Consider the following 16,751-nt stretch of genomic DNA (forward strand, 5'->3'; position numbering starts at 1 on the left):
ACAGCATCAGCGTCGCTAACACTGATTTCCGGCAGCCGCCGGCCCTTCCCCCTGGAGCAAACCATGGCAACAACTCCCGCCTTCACTACGTCGTCGTTCCTCGACCCCGGCAAGAACGAGCCCTTCGAGCTGGGCCAGGTCCAATGGATCCGCCGCTTTGGCGAGGGCGGCCGGCCGGCCCTCGCCTGCGGTTACTGGCACGTCGATCCCACGGAGGCCCCCGAGCCCTTCGACCTGGTCATCGAAGCCGACGAAACCATCCACATCATCGACGGCCACCTCCGCATCGAGGTGGAAGGCGGCGACGTGTATGAACTCACGGCCGGGGGCGCGGCGTCCTTCAACAAAGGCGCCCGCACCCGTTGGGCCGTGCTGGCACCCACCGTCGAATTTTTCGTCTACAGCTAAGTGCGGCCCATGGATCAGGAACACAGCACGTCAACGAACACCACCCTGGACGTCGTGGTGGTGGGTGCTGGATTTGCCGGCCTCACCGCTGCCCGGGAGCTCACCGGGCAGGGGTTGAAGGCGCACATTGTGGAAGCCCGGGACCGCATCGGCGGCAGGACCTGGCTGGACCACCGGCTGGGCCGGGACCTGGAGATCGGCGGAACGTGGGTGCACTGGACCCAGCCGTACGTCTGGGCTGAGCTGAAGCGGTATGGCATCGGCACTGTAGCAAGCCCGGAGCCGCAGTGTGCCTTTTGGTGGGCCGACGGCGGCCGCCGGGAAGGTGCCCCCGGCGAGCTTCTGGACCTGATTGGCAGCTACAACAGCGAGTTGGTCAAGGAGTCACGCCGCTACTTCCCCCAACCCTTCACCCCCTTGGCTAACGATGACTTCAAAGGCATCGACCACGTATCCGTCCAGGACCGCATCCGGGAGCAGTTCCCCGCCGGTGCCGCACGGGACATCCTCGAGTCCTTCTGGGCCCTGAACTTCAACGGGCCCCTGGACGACGCCGCACTGACCCAGGCCCTGCGCTGGGTGGCCCTGACCAACGGTGACTGGGCGGTCAACTTTGAAGCCTGCGCCACGTACAAGATCCAGGGCGGCACCGCGGCACTGGCCGAGGCCATCCTCCGGGACGCGCGGACCGCCGTCGACTTCGGTTTCGTGGTGTCACGGATCAGCGACGACGGCGGCACGGTCACCGTCCGCAGCGCTGACGGCCGGACTATTACCGCCAGGACTGCAATCGTCACCGTCCCGCTCCATGTCCTGGGCGCCGTCGACTTCGAGCCACCGCTGACCCCGGCCCAGGCAGAAGGAGCAAACGGCGGGCAGGTATCCAGGGGTGTTAAGGTGTGGATCCGGCTCCGGGGAGAACATGCACCCTTCGTAGCCTTGGGGAACGCGGACTGGCCGCTGAATTTCTTCCAAGCGGAATACGTGCTCGACGGCGACACGATCGTCGTTGGCTTCGGCCCGGACGCTTCGAAGATCGACGCCGCGGATGCCGCGGCAGTGCAGGCGCAGCTGGCAAGGCTGGTGCCCGACGCCGAGGTGCGGGACGTGGCCACACATGACTGGGTGGCCGATCCATTGGCGGGGGAAACATGGCCGATGCACCGGACAGGCTTCCTGGCCAACCACCTGGCAGCACTCCAGGCGGGGCACGGAAACGTGCTCTTTGCCGGTTCGGACATTGCCAATGGATGGGGCGGCTTCATTGACGGCGCCATCGAGAGCGGCATGGAAGCCGCATCGGCGGCGGCGTCGAATATTGCGGGCCGCACCGGCACTGCGCTGACACACAACAACTGATCGCTGGTGGACAAAGCGGCAGCGCGGGCCGCTGCCAAGCTGGATCCCACAGCAATTTTCCCGAGCTCATGACCGTTAAGAAGGATCCAATGAGTATTTCGAATTCCGAGACCCGGACCACTGACGCTCCGGCCAAGGAGCATTCCACGGCCCTCCGCGCCGGCAGCATCGGCGTGCTGGGCATCCTGTTCTTCGTCCTGTCCGCCCAGGCGCCCCTGACAGGGATCGTGGGCGCGGCACCGCTCGCGGCAGCGCTGGGCAACGGCGCCGGAGCCCCGGGCGCCTACCTGATTGTCGGCATCGTCATCGTGATCTTCGCCGTGGGCTTTGTGGCCATGAGCCGGAAGATCCAGGCCAACGGCGCCTTTTATGCCTATGTGACGGCAGCGTTCGGCAGGAGGACCGGCGCCGGCGCGGCGTGGCTGGCCCTGCTGGCCTACAGCACCGTCCAGGCCGCCATGTACGGCCTCTACGGTGCAGCCTTCTCCGGGCTCCTGGCTTCTGCCGGACTCGAGCTTCCCTGGTGGCTGCTGTCCCTGGCCACCATGGCCGGGGTCCAGGTGCTGGGCTCCCTCAACATCGAACTCGGCGCCCGCGTCCTGGCCGTCCTGGTGGGCCTCGAGGTGGCCATCCTCCTGATGTTCGGGTTCACCGTGCTGTTCCACGGCGGCGGCCCGGAGGGCATCAGCGTTGCCGCGTCCTTCTCCCCGGAAGCCATCGGCGCAGGAGCTCCCGGTGTTGCCATCATGTTCGCGGTGGCCTCCATGTTCGGGTTCGAATCGACGGCCATCTACTCCGCCGAAGCCAAGGATCCGCACCGTACCGTGGCCCGGGCAACCTACCTCTCCGTCGGCGTGATCTCGGTGTTCTTCGCCTTCATCTCCTGGATGCTGGTCAGCTACTACGGGCCCTCGCAGGTGATGGGTGCCGCCGGCGCCGCGCTGGAATCAGGGGACGCCACCTCCTTCGTCATGGGTCCGCTGGTGGAACTGTTCGGCCCCTGGGCCGGCATCGTGGCCGGGATCCTCCTGGTCACCTCGCTGCTCGCCGGGATCATCGCGTTTCACAACGGCATCAACCGCTACCTGCACTCCCTGGCGCTGCGCGGTTCCATGCCCGCCGTCCTCGCCCGGACCAACCGGCACCGGGCACCTGCGGTGGCTGCCTGGGTGCAGTCCGCCACCGCCGTCGTGCTGGTGGTGCCCTTCGCCATCCTGGCGCTGGATCCGGTGCTGACCCTGTTCTCCTGGTTCAGCGGCCTGGCCGTGGCGGCGCTGCTGGTGCTGTACATGCTGTGCTCGGCGGCCGTCGTCGCATTCTTCCGGCGGGAACGTGCGGGTGCGCTCCTCTGGCAAACCCGGGTGGCCCCCATCCTGGCTGTGATCCTGCTGGCCTGGGTCCTCTACCTGGTGGTCAGCAACTTCACGGCCCTCATTGGCGGCAGCGCGGAGACCGCCGTGGCCCTCCTGGTGGCAGTCCCCGTGGTCTTCCTGGCCGGCGTGCTGGTGGAGTCGGCAATCCAGCGCCGCCATCACGTTGCCACCCTGGGCCACGCGCTCACCTAGCAGGCAGGGTCCCTTGGGCACGGGCCCGGCTCGGAACATTGCCTCCGCGCCGGGCCAGTGTCCGTGCCGCCATGAACAGGGCGGCCAGGAATAGGGCGGCCAGGAACAGGGCGGCCAGCGCCGCCGCGGTGGGGGAATGGGGCCAGAGCCCGGCCAGGCCAAGAACGGCCGGAACCGTGGCCGACGCCTGGCTGGTCAGTACCAACGCCCAGCCCGTGAACGGTTCGAGCCGCGCTGCGCCGAGGGCCATGCCGGCAAACAACAGCGCCCACAGCACCGACCAGCACAGCCACAGAACCGCCAGCAGCGGGTCCGGGCCCAGCCAGGCGGCTGCCAGCAGCACCCCGCAGAAGGCCACCATCCCGCAGAACCAGCCCAGGCCGCGGCCACCGAGTGCCAGCAGCAGGTCCAGCCCTGAGTACAGGTACGTCACCCCGAACAGGAACATGCCCGCCGCCGTCAGGAGCGCCGCCGGGGCGTTCCCGGCTGTGGAGACATGGACGACGCCGAGCGCCAGCTGGGTGCCTCCGACCACCAGGCTGAACACAGCGGCGTCGCGGCGGGGAAGGTGCCCAAGGGTGGCGAGGCCGTTGACCAGCAGCGCGGCGCCGGAGAGGAGGAGGCAGGCGTACGGCATCAGGGCGTCCCGACTGTACGTACCGGCGGGGTTAATCTCACAAAGCGGAAAATAACTGTCACAATACGGAGATTAGTGCACGCGGTAGCAGCGGGCTAACGGCGCCCAGTCGCAATCGGATAGGTTGAAGTGTAAACCTAACGGGGGCGACGTTGCCTGCCTGGCGCCCGCTCCCACCCCGGCTCCACGGTGAGGAACGAATTTATGGATGCACGGCTGGAAGCCATTAGGGACACCGTCCTGGCGCGGAACCCCGGCGAAGTGGAATTCCACCAGGCGGTGGTTGAGGTCTTCGAAAGCCTCGGCCCCGTGCATGACCGCCACCCCGAATTCCTTGAAGCCGCCATCCTGGAGCGGCTCTGCGAGCCGGAGCGCCAGATCATCTTCCGGGTCCCATGGACCGACGACTCCGGCCGGGTGCGGATCAACCGCGGCTTCCGGGTGGAGTTCAACTCCGCCCTGGGGCCCTACAAGGGCGGCCTCCGCTTCCACCCGTCCGTGTACCTGGGCATCGTCAAGTTCCTCGGTTTCGAGCAGATCTTCAAGAATGCCCTGACCGGCATGCCCATCGGCGGCGGCAAGGGCGGTGCGGACTTCGATCCCCGCGGGCGCAGTGACGCGGAGGTCATGCGGTTCTGCCAGTCCTTCATGACCGAGCTTTACCGCCACATCGGTGAATACACCGACGTCCCCGCCGGCGACATCGGCGTGGGCGGACGCGAGATCGGCTACCTCTTTGGCCAGTACAAGCGGATCACCAACCGATACGAATCCGGGGTCCTCACAGGCAAGGGCATCTCCTGGGGCGGGTCCCTGGTGCGGCCCGAAGCGACAGGATTCGGCACCGTGATCTTCACCGAGCAGATGCTGCGGACCCGGGGGACGTCTTTTGACGGCCAGCGCGTGGTGGTGTCCGGCTCCGGGAATGTGGCCATCAACGCCATCGCCAAGGCGCAGGCACTCGGCGCCACCGTGGTGGCTTGCTCGGATTCCTCCGGCTACGTCGTGGACGAGGCGGGCATCGACGTTGCCCTGCTCCGCGAGGTGAAAGAGGTGCAGCGGGCGCGCTTGAAGGACTACGCCGAACGGCGGGGCGGCGTTGCGTACGTGGACGGCGGCTCGGTCTGGGACGTGGATGCTTCCGTGGCCCTGCCGTGTGCCACGCAGAATGAGCTCGACGGCGGTGCTGCCGCCCGGCTGGTCCGCGGCGGCCTGGTGGCCGTCGGTGAAGGTGCCAACATGCCCTGCACGCGCGACGCCGTCTCGGTGTTCCAGCAAGCGGGGGTGCTGTTCGGGCCCGGCAAGGCGGCGAACGCGGGAGGGGTGGCCACCTCGGCCTTGGAGATGCAGCAAAACGCCAGCCGGGACTCCTGGACCTTCGAACACACCGAGGCGCGGCTGACGGACATCATGGTGGGCATCCACCACCGGTGCGCGGCAACAGCCGAGGAATACGGCGAGCCGGGCAACTATGTGCTCGGCGCCAACATCGGCGGTTTCGTCAAGGTGGCAGATGCCATGCTGGCGCAGGGCCTGATTTAGCCCGCGCGGCGCCACTGGGTGGGGGAGACGCCAAAAGCGTCGCGGAACGTCCGGCTGAAGTGGGCGGCGTCCAGGAATCCCCAGGCGGCGGCCACGGCCCCTACGGACTTTCCGGCATGCAGCGGATCGCGCAGGTCGCGGCGGGCACCGTCCAGTCGCTGGCTCCGGATGAAGCCGGCAACGGTGCTGCCTGACTCGTGGAAGACGTTGTGCAGGTGCCGCGTGGAGATGAAATGGGCGGCGGCGATGCCTGCCGGCGACAGCAGCGGATCGGACAGGTTGGCCTCGATATACTCGCGGATCGATACAGCCAGGAGTGCCTGTGGCTTCATCCTGTCCGGCGAAATGTCCATTTCCGCATGCAGCATGGTGGATACCAGGTCCAGTGCGTTGGTGGCGAGCCTGGATCCGCTGGGGCCGTTCAGGACATCCAGGTTTGCCGACAGCTCCCGGATGAACTGGCCCACAATCCCGCTGAGGCCCCCGCTGCCCATCCGCACCGCGGCAAGCTGGCCCACATAATCCGCAGGCAGCGACAGGGCGTCGCAGGGGAACATGAGCACCATGATCCGGGTCTGGTCCTCAAACGCCAGGGTGTAAGGCCGGTTGGTGTCGTAGATGGCCAGGTCCCCGGGCTGGAGCACGGCTTCCCTGTTGTCCTGGACCAGCAGGCCGGTTCCTTCCAGCTGCAGGTTCAGCTTGAAGTAGCGCTCGTGGGCCTGGGCGATCAAGGCCGGCGTGCGGTGCACCTCATGCGAAGTGGCGGTGACTTCGACGATGGACATCCGGTCCAGCACGCGCGAACGCATCCGTCCCTGGAAGCCCTCCACGTCATTGGTCCGTGCCGTGAGGGGCACGAAGGATTCGGCCACCAGGTGCTTCCAGTGGTCGAAGGAACCGGCCACCCTGGAGGTGAGGTCCTGGGGTGCCTGCCGGGACGATGCCCGGGTTGGAGCTGTTGCTGGCATGGATTTTCCTCGTAACGGAATGCAACTCGACGATCCCCCCGATGTGTCATGGGACACAGTGAGTTCAGGTTAGTCCCCCGACCGTCTTTTTTCAACGGTTGTCGAAAATAAGAAGTCCTCTCTTCCAGCAAAGCCCAAGACGGGCGTGCCATGATCTGGCCATGAATCCCATGCAGGCCGTCCCCTCGGGCCCCGGCCGGAACTTCGATTCCCCCGCGCACCAATCACGGCTCCGCCTGCTGGTGATGGCCGGCGTCGGCCTGGCTGCCGCCCTGCTGGTGGGGTTTCCTGGGCAACTGGGCCTACGCGCCGGCACTTGGCTGGGCCGCGGCGTCGGTTACGTACCTGCTGTGGGTCTGGCTCGTCATTGGGCGTCTCGGCCCCGCGGCTACCGCTGCGCACGCATTGCGGGAGGATCCGGGCCGGGTCTCTTCGGACGCGCTGGTCCTCACGGCCACGGTGGCCAGTTTTGCGGGCGTGGGGCTGATCCTGGCGGATGCTTCCAATGCCCAGGGCTACAGCAAGGACGCAACCGTGGCCATGGCCCTGGGCAGCATTGCCCTGTCCTGGTTCCTGGTCCACACCCTGTTCACCCTGAGGTATGCCGCCATTTACTACCGGAATGGGGCCGGCATCGACTTCAACGAGGAGAGCCCTCCCAGGTACGCGGATTTTGCCTACCTGGCCTTTACCGTGGGGATGACCTTCCAGGTATCCGACACCAACCTCAAGACCAACGCCATCCGTGCCACCGTGCTGCGGCAGGCCCTGCTGTCCTACCTTCTTGGCGCGATCGTGCTGGCCACCACCATCAACCTCGTGTCAGGGCTTATCCACTAGCCGCGCGGCTCCTCACCCAGGACATAGTCTGGGGCCATGACGGACATCAGAAGCAACTGGCACCGGCGGCACCAGGAAGGCCTCACTCCCGGTGAGAGGGCCGCGGACACCCTCCGGAACGGGATGGGCAGCTGGCCCTTCGTGGGCATCTTCCTGGCGTTCATGGCAGCGTGGGCTGCGCTGAACAGCTACGTCCTCGCCGCCAGTGCGTGGGATCCCTATCCCTACATCCTCCTGAACCTTTTCCTGTCCATGCTGGCCGGGCTGCAGGGGGCTATCCTGTTGATCGCGGCCAAGCGCCAGGACGCCATCGCCTCGGCCATGGCGCAGCATGACTACGAAACGGACGTTCGCGCCGCGGCGCACATCGAGATGCTCATGAACATCAACGCCGAACAACTGAGGTTGCTGCAGGAACTGCGGGACATGCACGGCAATGTGCAGGCCGGCAACGCGGGGGAGCAGCGGCCCTGAATACGACAATGGGTGCAACTCCGGCTGGAGCTGCACCCATTATGCGAGCGTCGACTAGTCCTTCTTGAAGGCGTCCTTGACGTGCTCGCCGGCCTGCTTGAGGTCCGACTTCGACTGGTCCGTCTGGCCTTCGGCCTTCAGGCTCTCATCGCCCGTGGCGTTTCCGGCAGCTTCCTTGCCCTTGCCGCCGAGCTTCTCTGCTGCGTTGCCGATCTTGTCATCCAAACCCATGGAGATGCTCCTAACAGTTCGTGCTCGCTCCGGCGTGAACCAGAACCTGACCCCTCAATAGTAAGCATACTTTCGAGTAGGGCGCTTATTTGCCGGCAGGATTTTTGCCCAGCAGTGCCAGGTACCCCTCCAGCTGCGCCGCGTGGCCGAAGTCGGTGCGGCCTTCCGGCGCAAGCGCCGCTTCTATCTGCGCACCCAGCAACATGTTCAACAGTTGGCCGGCCAGGACATGGTTGTCGACGGCGGCTGTCACGTCTCCGCTGTCCCTCGCCTCCTGCAGGAAGCGGCGGATGGCGGCCAGCCATTCGTCCATCGAACGCTGGTGGATCCCGGCCTTCTGGACGTCATTCACCGCCCTCTGCCAGAACGGGATGACGATCCGTGCCTCGTTGATGCGTTCCTCGTCCAAGGGGAGTACTTCAAGGCAAAAGGCCCGCAGGGCTGCCAGGCCGGACTTGCCCCTGGTGACCTCGGCGATGCGCTGATTGGTGCGGTTGAAGACGTGGCCGAAGGCGAACTCCAGCAACGTGTCCTTGGTGGGGAAGTAGGGCTTCAGGGCTCCGTTGGCAAAGCCAGCTTCCATGGCGATCTCACGCATGGTGGCGCCTTCCAGTCCCTGCCGCGCAATGATCCGCCAGGTGGCATCCACCAGTTCCAGGCGCCGCTCGTCATGGTCAACAATCTTTGGCACCGCGGCCACTCCCCGGAAAATATTTTGGTCCTGACTCTTGTGAGCCATGTTACGTACGTTTATTCTCTACAACTATAGAAAATAAATCCCAGTGACCGGAAACGGTCCGGACAAAGGTTCACCCATGACGCTTGCTCCAACTGAAACTGCCTCCGCCTTCGGGCTGGCAACCGAAGCCGAAATCCTGCAGGTGCGGTCCATCCTGCAGGAGGCAGGGCGCCTGGGCCCGCAGCACCGGATTGCCTACCTGGGCCTGCAGGATCCGCCCCGCGGCTCGGATCCGGAGGCGGCGGACCGCCGTTTCCGGGTGTTCATCCACGACGTCTCCGGCGCGGCCCCGCACGATGTCCTTGTCTCCGTCACGCACCGAAGGGTGGACTCCGCCGTCGAACTGGATACAGCGGTGACGGGCGAACTGCCGGTGCTGGAGGAGGAATTCGAGGTAGTGGAAGCCCTCCTGGCCACCGATGGCCGCTGGCTCAAGGCGCTCGCGGACCGCGGACTCGCCGTCGAAAAGGTCCGGGTTGCCCCGCTCTCCGCCGGTGTCTTCGAATATGCAGAAGAGAAGGGCCGGCGGATCCTGCGTGGGCTGGCGTTCGTGCAGGAGTTCCCGGAAGACAGCGCGTGGGCGCACCCCGTGGACGGATTGGTGGCCTACGTGGACGTGGTCAGCAAGGAGGTCACCCAGGTGATCGACCTGGGCGTTATGCCCATCCCGGCCGAGCACGGCAACTACACGGACCCGGAACTGACCGGGCCGCTGCGGACCACCCAGAAACCCATCAGCATCACCCAGCCGGAGGGGCCCAGCTTCACCGTGACGGGCGGCAACCATGTGGAGTGGGAAAAGTGGAGCGTGGACGTCGGTTTCGATGTCCGCGAAGGCGTGGTCCTGCACAACCTCGGCTTCCGCGACGGGGACCGGGTGCGGCCCATCATCAACCGCGCCTCGATCGCCGAAATGGTGGTCCCCTACGGTGACCCGTCACCCATCCGGTCCTGGCAGAACTACTTCGACACCGGCGAATACCTGGTGGGCCAGTACGCCAACTCACTGGAACTGGGCTGCGACTGCCTGGGCGACATCACGTACCTCAGCCCGGTCATTTCCGACGCGTTCGGCAACCCCCGGGAAATCCGCAACGGGATCTGCATGCACGAGGAGGACTGGAGCATTCTGTCCAAGCACTCGGATCTGTGGAGCGGCGTTACCTACACCCGCCGCAACCGCCGCCTGGTCATCTCCTTCTTCACCACCATCGGCAACTACGATTACGGCTTCTACTGGTACCTCTACCTGGATGGCACCATCGAATTCGAGGCCAAGGCCACCGGAATCGTCTTTACATCAGCCTTTCCGGAGGGCGGCTCGGAGAACATCTCGCAGCTGGCCCCCGGCTTGGGCGCCCCGTTCCACCAGCACCTCTTCAGCGCCCGGCTGGACATGGCCGTCGACGGGTTCACCAACCGGGTGGAGGAAGAGGAGGTGGTCCGCCAGGCGATGGGTCCCGGCAATGAGCGCGGCAACGCCTTCTCCCGCAAGCGCACGCTGCTTTCCCGCGAATCGGAAGGCGTCAGGGAAGCCGACGCCCGGGCCGGCCGGACCTGGATCATCTCCAACCCCGAATCCCGCAACCGGCTGGGCGAGCCCGTGGGCTACAAGCTGCATTCCTCCAACCAGCCCACGCTGCTCGCGGACCCGGACTCGTCCATTGCGCGCCGCGCTGCGTTCGCCACGAAAGACCTCTGGGTGACCCGCCACGCCGAGGACGAGCGCTACCCCACGGGCGACTTCGTGAACCAGCATGCCGGGGGAGCGGGCCTGCCGGCCTACGTGGCGCAGGACCGGGACATCGACGGCCAGGACATCGTGGTGTGGCACACCTTTGGCCTGACCCACTTCCCGCGGGTGGAGGACTGGCCCATCATGCCGGTGGACACTGTGGGCTTCAAGCTCCGCCCCGAGGGCTTCTTCGACCGCAGCCCCGTCCTGGATGTTCCGGCCAATCCCAACAAGCAGGTCGCGGCCTGCCACACCGAGGGCGGCAGCGGTGGCTCCTGCCACTAGTCTGGTCGCCGCCGGGGCACGGAGTACGACGGCGGCAGGACGGCCCGGTGCCAAGGGTCCGGTCCTGCATTCCCGGCTGGTCGCCGTGGTCACCGCCGCAGGCTGCGCTGCGCACCTGTGGCTGGCCGCGGCCGGCCGCCACGGTGTTTGGCTGAGCGTGCTCATGCTGGCGCTTGCCGCCGTCTGCCTACCCTGCGCGGTACACATCTGGCGGTACAGCCGCTTGGGCGCCCTGCACCAGGTCACCGTTGCCGCGGTGGCCATGGCTGCCCTCCACGGGTTCCTGCTGCTTGGCGGTGGCGGTGCCGGACACGCGCATGGTGCGCAGCCGCCGTCGTCCATTGCCCATGCAAACGGCGCCTCGGAACTGCTGCTGGTGATCGCGCTGGAACTGGTTACTGCCCTGCTGGCCGCCTCGCTGGTGTCACGGCTCCGGCGGGTGCATGCCTAGGCAGCCTCAACCAGCGGGGACTCCCAGGGGGCGGGCGACGTGCAGCCGGCCCTGCTCCACCAGCCACTGGATGGATTCGAAGACGGCCTGCTCCGGTTCGTACCGCGGCGCGTAGCCCAGCACGGACGCGGCCTTCTCAAGGCTGAAGCAGTGGCTGCGGTAAAGGTGTCCCCAGCTGGAGTCGGCGTACTCGCGGGAGGTGTTTTCGCGGAAACGGTCCCAGCTGACCGTCTCCAGGACGGCGGCGTGCCCGAACCAGGCGGCCGCGATGTCGGCATAGCCGCGGACCGTGAGCGCCGTTGGAGCGACGATGTTGAAGTCCTCGCCGGCGGCCGCCTCGCGCTGCTCAATGGCCTTTTCGAAAGCCTGGGCGACGTCATCGGCGTGCACGTGGTGCATCAGTTCCGCGCCGGTGCCGGGGATCCGAAGGGGCTGGCCGGCGGAGAGTGCCTGCCAGACGGCGGGGTCCAGGTTTCCGAGCGGGCCGATGGGGTACCATCCCGGTCCGACGATGTGGCCGGGATGCAGCGAGGTGGTTGCCAGGCCGCCGCTGGCGGTCTCCTCCTGCAGCATCACCGCGATCCGGTTCTTCTGGACGCCGTACTCTCCAAAGGGCTCGGCCGCTGAATCAGAACCTTCCCGGATGGGCAGCTTCAGGCTTTGCCCGTAGCGCCAGATGGAGCCGCAGTGCAGCAGGTGCCCCACCTCGCCGCGCAGGCGGTGCACCAGTGACGCCGCAGATTCGAGGGTGAAGCAGACCAGGTCCACCACCGCGTCCGGCTTCAGCCCGGCCACCCGGTCCCCGAATGTGCCGTCCCGGTCTTCCGCCTGCCGGTCTGCAGTGACCTGGTGGACCTGCCGCCATTCCGGCGAGTCGATGTAGGGCTTGCTGGTGCCGCGGCTGATGGTGGTGACCTCGTGGCCGGCGCGGACCAGCCGCGGGACCAGGAACGAACCGATGTGGCCGCTGCCGCCGATGACGGTGACTTTCATTGCTCTCCGATCGTTGTATTCCCCTCAACCGTAGGGCTGCCGGCACAGGAAAGGGAGGTCCTGGCGGGCCTCCCTTCCTGCTGGTTCGCCTTGGTCTTCCACGTAATCAGGCGGGCTTGGCGTACTCGGCTGCACTCATGACCTCATAGCCGACGAATGTTTCGTCGTTTTCCACCCAGGCGTCGTGCCCGGCCGGGATGGAATAGGCGTCGCCGGCATGGATGGTCTGCTGCGTTCCGTCGTTGAGCTGCACCGTCAGGGTGCCGGAGGTGCAGAATCCCAGGTGGTTGTTCTGGCAGCTGTCCGTCTTGACAACGGTCTTGACGGTTTCAGACCAGCGCCAGCCGGGTTCGAAAGTGAACCGGCCCAGGGTTGCGCCGCCAATGTTGACCACATCAACCTCGGTCTTGGGTGGGCGGCGCTTCTCGTCAGGTTCGTTGAAGGATTTGGCTTCGAGGTTCGTGACCGTTACTGCAGGCATTTCTGGCTCCCGGTAAGGAGTGGTTGCTAATTCATCCGGCGGGCTGGGCGGCGCCGGGAGATGGTCCGCCAGGGAGGGTGTGCCCGTCCAGAACCTGCCGAACCGCGTGCGCGACGATCCCAATGTGCTCCCGGCGGGACCCGATGTCAATGACGCATTTACTCCTCGAACCACTCCCGGGCAGGGTTGGTCACTTCAGGGGCTGAACGGTGCAGCCCCGGCTGCGCGGCCCACTTCACGCCGTTGGCCAGCACCCGCTGGATCTGCGGGTGGTGGTACACCGGGTACTCCTGGTCGCCGGGGCTGAAGTAGAAAATGCGGCCCTTGCCGCGGGTGAAGGTGACGCCGGAGCGGAACACCTCCCCGCCCGCGAACGAGCTGATGAAGATCAGGTCGTCCGGGTCCGGGATGTCGAACAGTTCCCCGTACATCTCCTGCTCGGGGATGACGATGGGGCTGTCCACGCCCTCGGCGATGGGGTGCGATGGCTTGACGGTCCACACCAGCTCGCGCTCGCCGTCATTGCGCCAGGCCAGCGAGCAGCTGGTGCCCAGGAGCTTGGTGAAGATCTTCGCGAAGTGTCCGGAATGGAGCACGATCAGGCCCATTCCGCCGAGCACGTGCCGGTGGACGCGTTCGACGACGGCCTCGCTCACCTCGGCATGGGCCATATGGCCCCACCACAGCAGGACGTCCGTTTCAGCGAGCACCTCCTCGTCAAGGCCGTGTTCGTCGTCGGTGTCCAGGACCGCCGTCGTGATGTCTGCATCCGGAAGGTAGGAGCGAAGGCCCGCGGCGATGGCGCCGTGGATGCCGTCAGGATAGATCTCCCCGATGTGGGAGGGCTCGTTGATGGCCTCGTGGACGCCCTCGTTCCACACCCGGATCCTCAGTTTGCCGTTCATTAGAGTCGAACCTCCCTCTGCTCCAGCGCGGACTGGTAGCACGCGTCAATGATTTGTGCACGGTACAGGGCCAGGGAGCCGTCGTGCCCGGCCCACACTGCTTCGCCGCCGCGCACCGCCGTTACGAAGTCTTCCACCACTGCGTCATGCGCCCGGCCCGGCAGCACGGTCGGCACGTAATCGGCGGATTCGCCCTCCTTGTCCGTGAAGACCCTTAGCTGGCCTACCGGCGGGAACGGTGCGCCCTTCACCTTCAGTTCTGCGCCGCCGTCGGTGCCGTAGACGGTGAAGTCGAGCAGGTCGTCCGTTTCCCGGTAGGTGGCCCAGCCGGCCTCGAGGAGCAGCGTCCCGCCGCCTTCAAGCCGGAGGAACGCTGACGCGAAGTCCTCCACCTCGAACGCATGGCTGGTGGCCTGGGCAGAATACCGGCTTCCGCCGCCCCTGCCCTGGGGGCCCAGCTCCGAGTGCGTCGCGGCGGAGACCGCCACCACCTTCGGTTCGCCGAGGAGGTGCAGGGCGTAGTCCAACGCGTGCACGCCAATGTCCGCCAGCGGTCCGCCGCCGGCGAGCTCCGGATTCGTGAACCAGCTGCCCAGGGTGGGGATGCCGGAGCGGCGCAGCCAGGACGCCTTGGCGTAATAGGGCCTGCCCAGCCCGCCGGCATCGATCACTTCCTTGAGCGCCTGGATGTCGCCGCGGCGGCGGTGGTTGAAGGCCACGTCCAGGACGCGTCCGGCCTTGCGGGCTGCGTCCACCATGGCCTTGCCCTCGACGGCGTTGCGCGCGATGGGCTTCTCGCTCAGCACATGGATGCCCCGTTCCAGGGCCGCGACGGCGATGGGGGCGTGCAGGAAGGTGGGCACTGCCACGCTGATCGCGTCGAGGCCGCCGTGGTCCAGCATCTCTTCCCACCCGGGAAAGCCGTTGGGAATGGCGTACTCGGCCTGCAGGGAGTCGCGGAGTTCCTGTTCCATTCCCGCCAGCGACACGATGCGGACCCCGTCCAGCTCCGAATAGGCTTTCAGGTGCTGTTGGCCGGCCCAGCCTATGCCGACCACGCCAACCCGCAGTTCCCGCGGTTCGTCTCCGGGTGTGGCTGCCTGCCGGTCGATGGGCTGCTGGTTGTTCAAAGGGGTGCTTCCTTTCGTGCCGGGTTTTGACAGTGGCCGGTACCGGTCGAAGCAACCTTCCGCCCAATGGCTTTCAGCCTAGCCGTCGCTTCCGTCCGGCAATATGGAGCAGCCGGTCGACGGCGTCACGCAGCGCATGCTTTCGACCCACCTTTGGTGCCGGTGCCGCGAAAATCCGGCCTCCCGCCGTCGTCCGCTCCCTCAAAGCATGCCGTGCGTGACGCACTCCTGCACCTTGGTGCAGTGGGACGCCTGAAACTCGGTGGCGGATGACCGAAACGATCATTTAACACACCGGAAACCCACCCCAAAACAGCGGCCATACAGTTGGAACCAGACGGCACCAGCCGCCCCTCCGCTGAACGTGGCCCCTCCGTCCACGTCCCTCCCACGGAGCGGCTCTGACGGCAACCTACCGTTCTCTCTTCGCATCTTGAAAGGGGTTTCCCATGGATTCGGGAAATGTCGCTTGGATTTTGGCCAGCTCGGCGCTGGTTTGCATGATGATCCCCGCCCTGGCCCTGTTTTACGGGGGCATGGTGGGGTCGCGCCGGATTCTGAACATGATGATGATGTGCTTCGGCGGCGCCAGTCTGGTGGCCGTCCTGTGGGCCCTGTTCGGGTATTCGATGGCGTTCGGCAACTCTGTTGGGGGGCTGGGGCTGATCGGTGACGTCACCGAGTTTCCCGGCATGGGCCAGCTGCTGGCGGCCGATGATTCGGCATCCATCCCGGTCATCCTGTTCGCCGCGTTCCAGCTGTTCTTCGCCTGCGTCACCACGGCCCTGGTTGCCGGTGCCGCGGCCGGGCGGATGAAGTTCGGCGCCTGGATGCTGTTCGCCGGCATCTGGGCCACCGTTGTCTACTTCCCCATTGCGCACTGGGTGTTCGCATTCGATTCCGCGGACGGCAGCGCCATGGGCGGCTGGATCGCCAACGGCATCAAGGCCATTGACTTCGCCGGCGGCACCGCGGTCCACATGAATGCCGGCGCGGCCGCCCTTGCCCTTGCCCTGGTCCTGGGCAAGAGCTCCGGCTGGCCCAAGGTGGAACACGCCAAGCCGCACAGCCGGCCGCTGGTCCTGGTGGGCGCAGGCCTGCTGTGGGTTGGCTGGTTCGGCTTCAACGCCGGTTCCGCACTCTCCGCCGGCCAGTCGGCGTCGGTGGTCTTCCTGAACACTGCAGTAGCAGCGTCCGCCGGCCTGCTCGCATGGGCCCTGGTGGAGCGGGTCCGCCACGGCGCAGCCACCAGCATGGGCGCCGCATCCGGCCTGATCTCCGCACTCGTGGCCATCACGCCCGCCTGTGGTGCCGTCAGCCCGCTGGGCGCTGTGGCCATCGGTGCCATCGCCGGGGCTGTCTGCTCCCTGGCCATCGAACTGAAGTTCCGGCTCGGCTTCGACGATTCCCTCGACGTCGTCGGCGTCCACCTCGTGGGCGGCATCCTGGGCACCCTGCTGATCGGCCTCTTCGCCACGGACGCGGCACCCAACGCCATTACCGGCCTCTTCTACGGCGGCGGTTTCGAACTGCTGGGGGTCCAGGCCCTGGCCACCATCACGGTGCTGGTCTACTCCTTCGGCATCACCTGGGTCCTGGCAAAGATCCTGGACAAGACCATCGGCCTGCGCATCAAGCCCGAGGACGAACTGCGCGGCATCGACCTCGCAGCCCACTCCGAGCTGGCGTACCTGACGGACGAGGATCCGGTGGAACTGGGCTCGCCGCAGCGGGTCTAGCCCCAGCTCACGAATCAGGGCCAAACCTCGGACCGGTGCCGGCACCAGCCGGCTTATAGTTCCGGGGTTTGGCCCTTCGTTGTGTCCGTCATTGGAGTGGCTACTGTTCCGTGCAGACCAGGTTTCCACCGACCACTTCCAGTACCGCGGCCCGCACGTGGCTGAGGCGGGTGCGCGGGTCCGGCGCCATCATGTCGATGTCCTCACCGCCCCAGTAAGGATGGGTGAAGTACACCAGCAGCGCACGCTGCGTACCGCCGTCGGACATT

18 protein-coding genes are annotated in these 16,751 nt (G+C 66.4%); 9 read left to right on the forward strand and 9 right to left on the reverse strand.

The window, feature by feature from the left end; genetic code table 11:
• The first annotated feature begins 63 nt into the window (after positions 1 to 63).
• The 3 genes from QFZ60_RS00820 (at position 64) to QFZ60_RS00830 (ending at position 3,332) form a co-directional block, all read left to right on the forward strand.
• Positions 64 to 408 (forward strand): cupin domain-containing protein, encoded by a 345-nt coding sequence (locus QFZ60_RS00820; RefSeq protein WP_307087297.1) that lies wholly within the window; start codon positions 64 to 66, stop codon positions 406 to 408.
• A gap of 9 nt (positions 409 to 417) precedes the next feature.
• Complete coding sequence (locus tag QFZ60_RS00825; RefSeq protein ID WP_307087299.1) at positions 418 to 1,767, forward strand: NAD(P)/FAD-dependent oxidoreductase; 1,350 nt, start codon at positions 418 to 420, stop codon at positions 1,765 to 1,767.
• A gap of 89 nt (positions 1,768 to 1,856) precedes the next feature.
• Positions 1,857 to 3,332 carry an APC family permease gene (locus QFZ60_RS00830; RefSeq protein WP_307087301.1) on the forward strand — a complete coding sequence of 492 codons (1,476 nt, stop codon included), beginning with the start codon at positions 1,857 to 1,859 and terminating at the stop codon, positions 3,330 to 3,332.
• Here the strand turns inward: QFZ60_RS00830 and QFZ60_RS00835 are convergent.
• Positions 3,325 to 3,969, reverse strand: coding sequence for an AmiS/UreI family transporter (locus QFZ60_RS00835; protein WP_307087302.1), 645 nt, complete (start codon positions 3,967 to 3,969; stop codon positions 3,325 to 3,327). The genes QFZ60_RS00830 and QFZ60_RS00835 overlap by 8 nt on opposite strands.
• 204 nt (positions 3,970 to 4,173) lie before the next feature.
• Here QFZ60_RS00835 and gdhA point away from each other — a divergent pair, with 204 nt between their 5' ends.
• Entirely contained in the window at positions 4,174 to 5,511 is a 1,338-nt protein-coding gene (gdhA, locus tag QFZ60_RS00840) for an NADP-specific glutamate dehydrogenase (RefSeq protein WP_307087304.1), read from the forward strand.
• Here gdhA and QFZ60_RS00845 read toward each other — a convergent pair.
• Entirely contained in the window at positions 5,508 to 6,479 is a 972-nt protein-coding gene (locus QFZ60_RS00845; RefSeq protein WP_307087306.1) for a helix-turn-helix domain-containing protein, read from the reverse strand. The genes gdhA and QFZ60_RS00845 overlap by 4 nt on opposite strands.
• Before the next feature lie 348 nt (positions 6,480 to 6,827).
• On the opposite strand from QFZ60_RS00845, the gene QFZ60_RS00850 reads away from it, so the two are divergent.
• Both QFZ60_RS00850 and QFZ60_RS00855 read left to right on the forward strand, forming a co-directional pair.
• Positions 6,828 to 7,319, forward strand: a complete 492-nt coding sequence (locus QFZ60_RS00850) for a DUF1345 domain-containing protein (RefSeq protein WP_307093158.1) — start codon at positions 6,828 to 6,830, stop codon at positions 7,317 to 7,319.
• Positions 7,320 to 7,355: 36 nt separating this feature from the next.
• Positions 7,356 to 7,793, forward strand: coding sequence for a DUF1003 domain-containing protein (locus QFZ60_RS00855; RefSeq protein WP_307087308.1), 438 nt, complete (start codon positions 7,356 to 7,358; stop codon positions 7,791 to 7,793).
• 54 nt (positions 7,794 to 7,847) lie between these two features.
• Here the strand turns inward: QFZ60_RS00855 and QFZ60_RS00860 are convergent, their stop codons facing one another.
• Together QFZ60_RS00860 and QFZ60_RS00865 are read right to left on the reverse strand one after the other, a co-directional pair.
• Complete coding sequence (locus QFZ60_RS00860; protein ID WP_056330981.1) at positions 7,848 to 8,024, reverse strand: CsbD family protein; 177 nt, start codon at positions 8,022 to 8,024, stop codon at positions 7,848 to 7,850.
• A gap of 85 nt (positions 8,025 to 8,109) precedes the next feature.
• The gene (locus QFZ60_RS00865; protein ID WP_373427652.1) at positions 8,110 to 8,763 is read right to left on the reverse strand and encodes a TetR/AcrR family transcriptional regulator; all 654 of its coding nucleotides are present in this window, start codon (positions 8,761 to 8,763) and stop codon (positions 8,110 to 8,112) included.
• Between the two features lie 76 nt (positions 8,764 to 8,839).
• Here QFZ60_RS00865 and QFZ60_RS00870 point away from each other — a divergent pair, with 76 nt between their 5' ends.
• Entirely contained in the window at positions 8,840 to 10,783 is a 1,944-nt protein-coding gene (locus QFZ60_RS00870; RefSeq protein ID WP_307087311.1) for a primary-amine oxidase, read from the forward strand.
• On the forward strand, positions 10,767 to 11,234 hold the full coding sequence (locus QFZ60_RS00875) for a hypothetical protein (protein ID WP_307087313.1): 468 nt from the start codon (positions 10,767 to 10,769) through the stop codon (positions 11,232 to 11,234). The genes QFZ60_RS00870 and QFZ60_RS00875 overlap by 17 nt, the downstream gene beginning before the upstream one ends.
• Before the next feature lie 6 nt (positions 11,235 to 11,240).
• Here the strand turns inward: QFZ60_RS00875 and QFZ60_RS00880 are convergent, their stop codons facing one another.
• The 4 genes from QFZ60_RS00880 to QFZ60_RS00895 form a co-directional block, all read right to left on the reverse strand.
• On the reverse strand, positions 11,241 to 12,227 hold the full coding sequence (locus tag QFZ60_RS00880) for an NAD(P)-dependent oxidoreductase (protein WP_307087315.1): 987 nt from the start codon (positions 12,225 to 12,227) through the stop codon (positions 11,241 to 11,243).
• A gap of 106 nt (positions 12,228 to 12,333) precedes the next feature.
• Positions 12,334 to 12,708, reverse strand: a complete 375-nt coding sequence (locus QFZ60_RS00885) for a cupin domain-containing protein (RefSeq protein WP_307087317.1) — start codon at positions 12,706 to 12,708, stop codon at positions 12,334 to 12,336.
• Between the two features lie 158 nt (positions 12,709 to 12,866).
• Positions 12,867 to 13,613, reverse strand: coding sequence for a ThuA domain-containing protein (locus QFZ60_RS00890; RefSeq protein WP_307087319.1), 747 nt, complete (start codon positions 13,611 to 13,613; stop codon positions 12,867 to 12,869).
• Positions 13,613 to 14,743 (reverse strand): Gfo/Idh/MocA family protein, encoded by a 1,131-nt coding sequence (locus QFZ60_RS00895; protein WP_307087321.1) that lies wholly within the window; start codon positions 14,741 to 14,743, stop codon positions 13,613 to 13,615. The genes QFZ60_RS00890 and QFZ60_RS00895 overlap by 1 nt, the downstream gene beginning before the upstream one ends.
• Before the next feature lie 449 nt (positions 14,744 to 15,192).
• Here QFZ60_RS00895 and QFZ60_RS00900 point away from each other — a divergent pair, with 449 nt between their 5' ends.
• On the forward strand, positions 15,193 to 16,482 hold the full coding sequence (locus QFZ60_RS00900) for an ammonium transporter (protein WP_307087323.1): 1,290 nt from the start codon (positions 15,193 to 15,195) through the stop codon (positions 16,480 to 16,482).
• A gap of 100 nt (positions 16,483 to 16,582) precedes the next feature.
• On the opposite strand, the gene QFZ60_RS00905 is transcribed toward QFZ60_RS00900, so the two are convergent.
• Complete coding sequence (locus QFZ60_RS00905) at positions 16,583 to 16,750, reverse strand: hypothetical protein (protein ID WP_307087325.1); 168 nt, start codon at positions 16,748 to 16,750, stop codon at positions 16,583 to 16,585.
• Position 16,751: the final 1 nt, after the last annotated feature.

It is taken from the genome of Arthrobacter sp. B2I5 (assembly GCF_030816735.1).
Lineage (GTDB): Bacteria > Actinomycetota > Actinomycetes > Actinomycetales > Micrococcaceae > Arthrobacter.

Bases quoted from the DNA above. Each gene is read 5' to 3' on its own strand.
- QFZ60_RS00855 (WP_307087308.1), top strand. From the start codon at position 7,356: ATGACGGACATCAGAAGCAACTGGCACCGGCGGCACCAGGAAGGCCTC.
- QFZ60_RS00880 (WP_307087315.1), bottom strand. From the start codon at position 12,227: ATGAAAGTCACCGTCATCGGCGGCAGCGGCCACATCGGTTCGTTCCTG.
- QFZ60_RS00870 (WP_307087311.1), top strand. From the start codon at position 8,840: ATGACGCTTGCTCCAACTGAAACTGCCTCCGCCTTCGGGCTGGCAACC.
- QFZ60_RS00890 (WP_307087319.1), bottom strand. From the start codon at position 13,613: ATGAACGGCAAACTGAGGATCCGGGTGTGGAACGAGGGCGTCCACGAG.
- QFZ60_RS00885 (WP_307087317.1), bottom strand. From the start codon at position 12,708: ATGCCTGCAGTAACGGTCACGAACCTCGAAGCCAAATCCTTCAACGAA.
- QFZ60_RS00825 (WP_307087299.1), top strand. From the start codon at position 418: ATGGATCAGGAACACAGCACGTCAACGAACACCACCCTGGACGTCGTG.
- QFZ60_RS00865 (WP_373427652.1), bottom strand. From the start codon at position 8,763: ATGGCTCACAAGAGTCAGGACCAAAATATTTTCCGGGGAGTGGCCGCG.
- QFZ60_RS00845 (WP_307087306.1), bottom strand. From the start codon at position 6,479: ATGCCAGCAACAGCTCCAACCCGGGCATCGTCCCGGCAGGCACCCCAG.
- QFZ60_RS00905 (WP_307087325.1), bottom strand. From the start codon at position 16,750: ATGTCCGACGGCGGTACGCAGCGTGCGCTGCTGGTGTACTTCACCCAT.
- QFZ60_RS00830 (WP_307087301.1), top strand. From the start codon at position 1,857: ATGAGTATTTCGAATTCCGAGACCCGGACCACTGACGCTCCGGCCAAG.
- gdhA (WP_307087304.1), top strand. From the start codon at position 4,174: ATGGATGCACGGCTGGAAGCCATTAGGGACACCGTCCTGGCGCGGAAC.
- QFZ60_RS00835 (WP_307087302.1), bottom strand. From the start codon at position 3,969: ATGCCGTACGCCTGCCTCCTCCTCTCCGGCGCCGCGCTGCTGGTCAAC.
- QFZ60_RS00820 (WP_307087297.1), top strand. From the start codon at position 64: ATGGCAACAACTCCCGCCTTCACTACGTCGTCGTTCCTCGACCCCGGC.
- QFZ60_RS00900 (WP_307087323.1), top strand. From the start codon at position 15,193: ATGGATTCGGGAAATGTCGCTTGGATTTTGGCCAGCTCGGCGCTGGTT.
- QFZ60_RS00860 (WP_056330981.1), bottom strand. From the start codon at position 8,024: ATGGGTTTGGATGACAAGATCGGCAACGCAGCAGAGAAGCTCGGCGGC.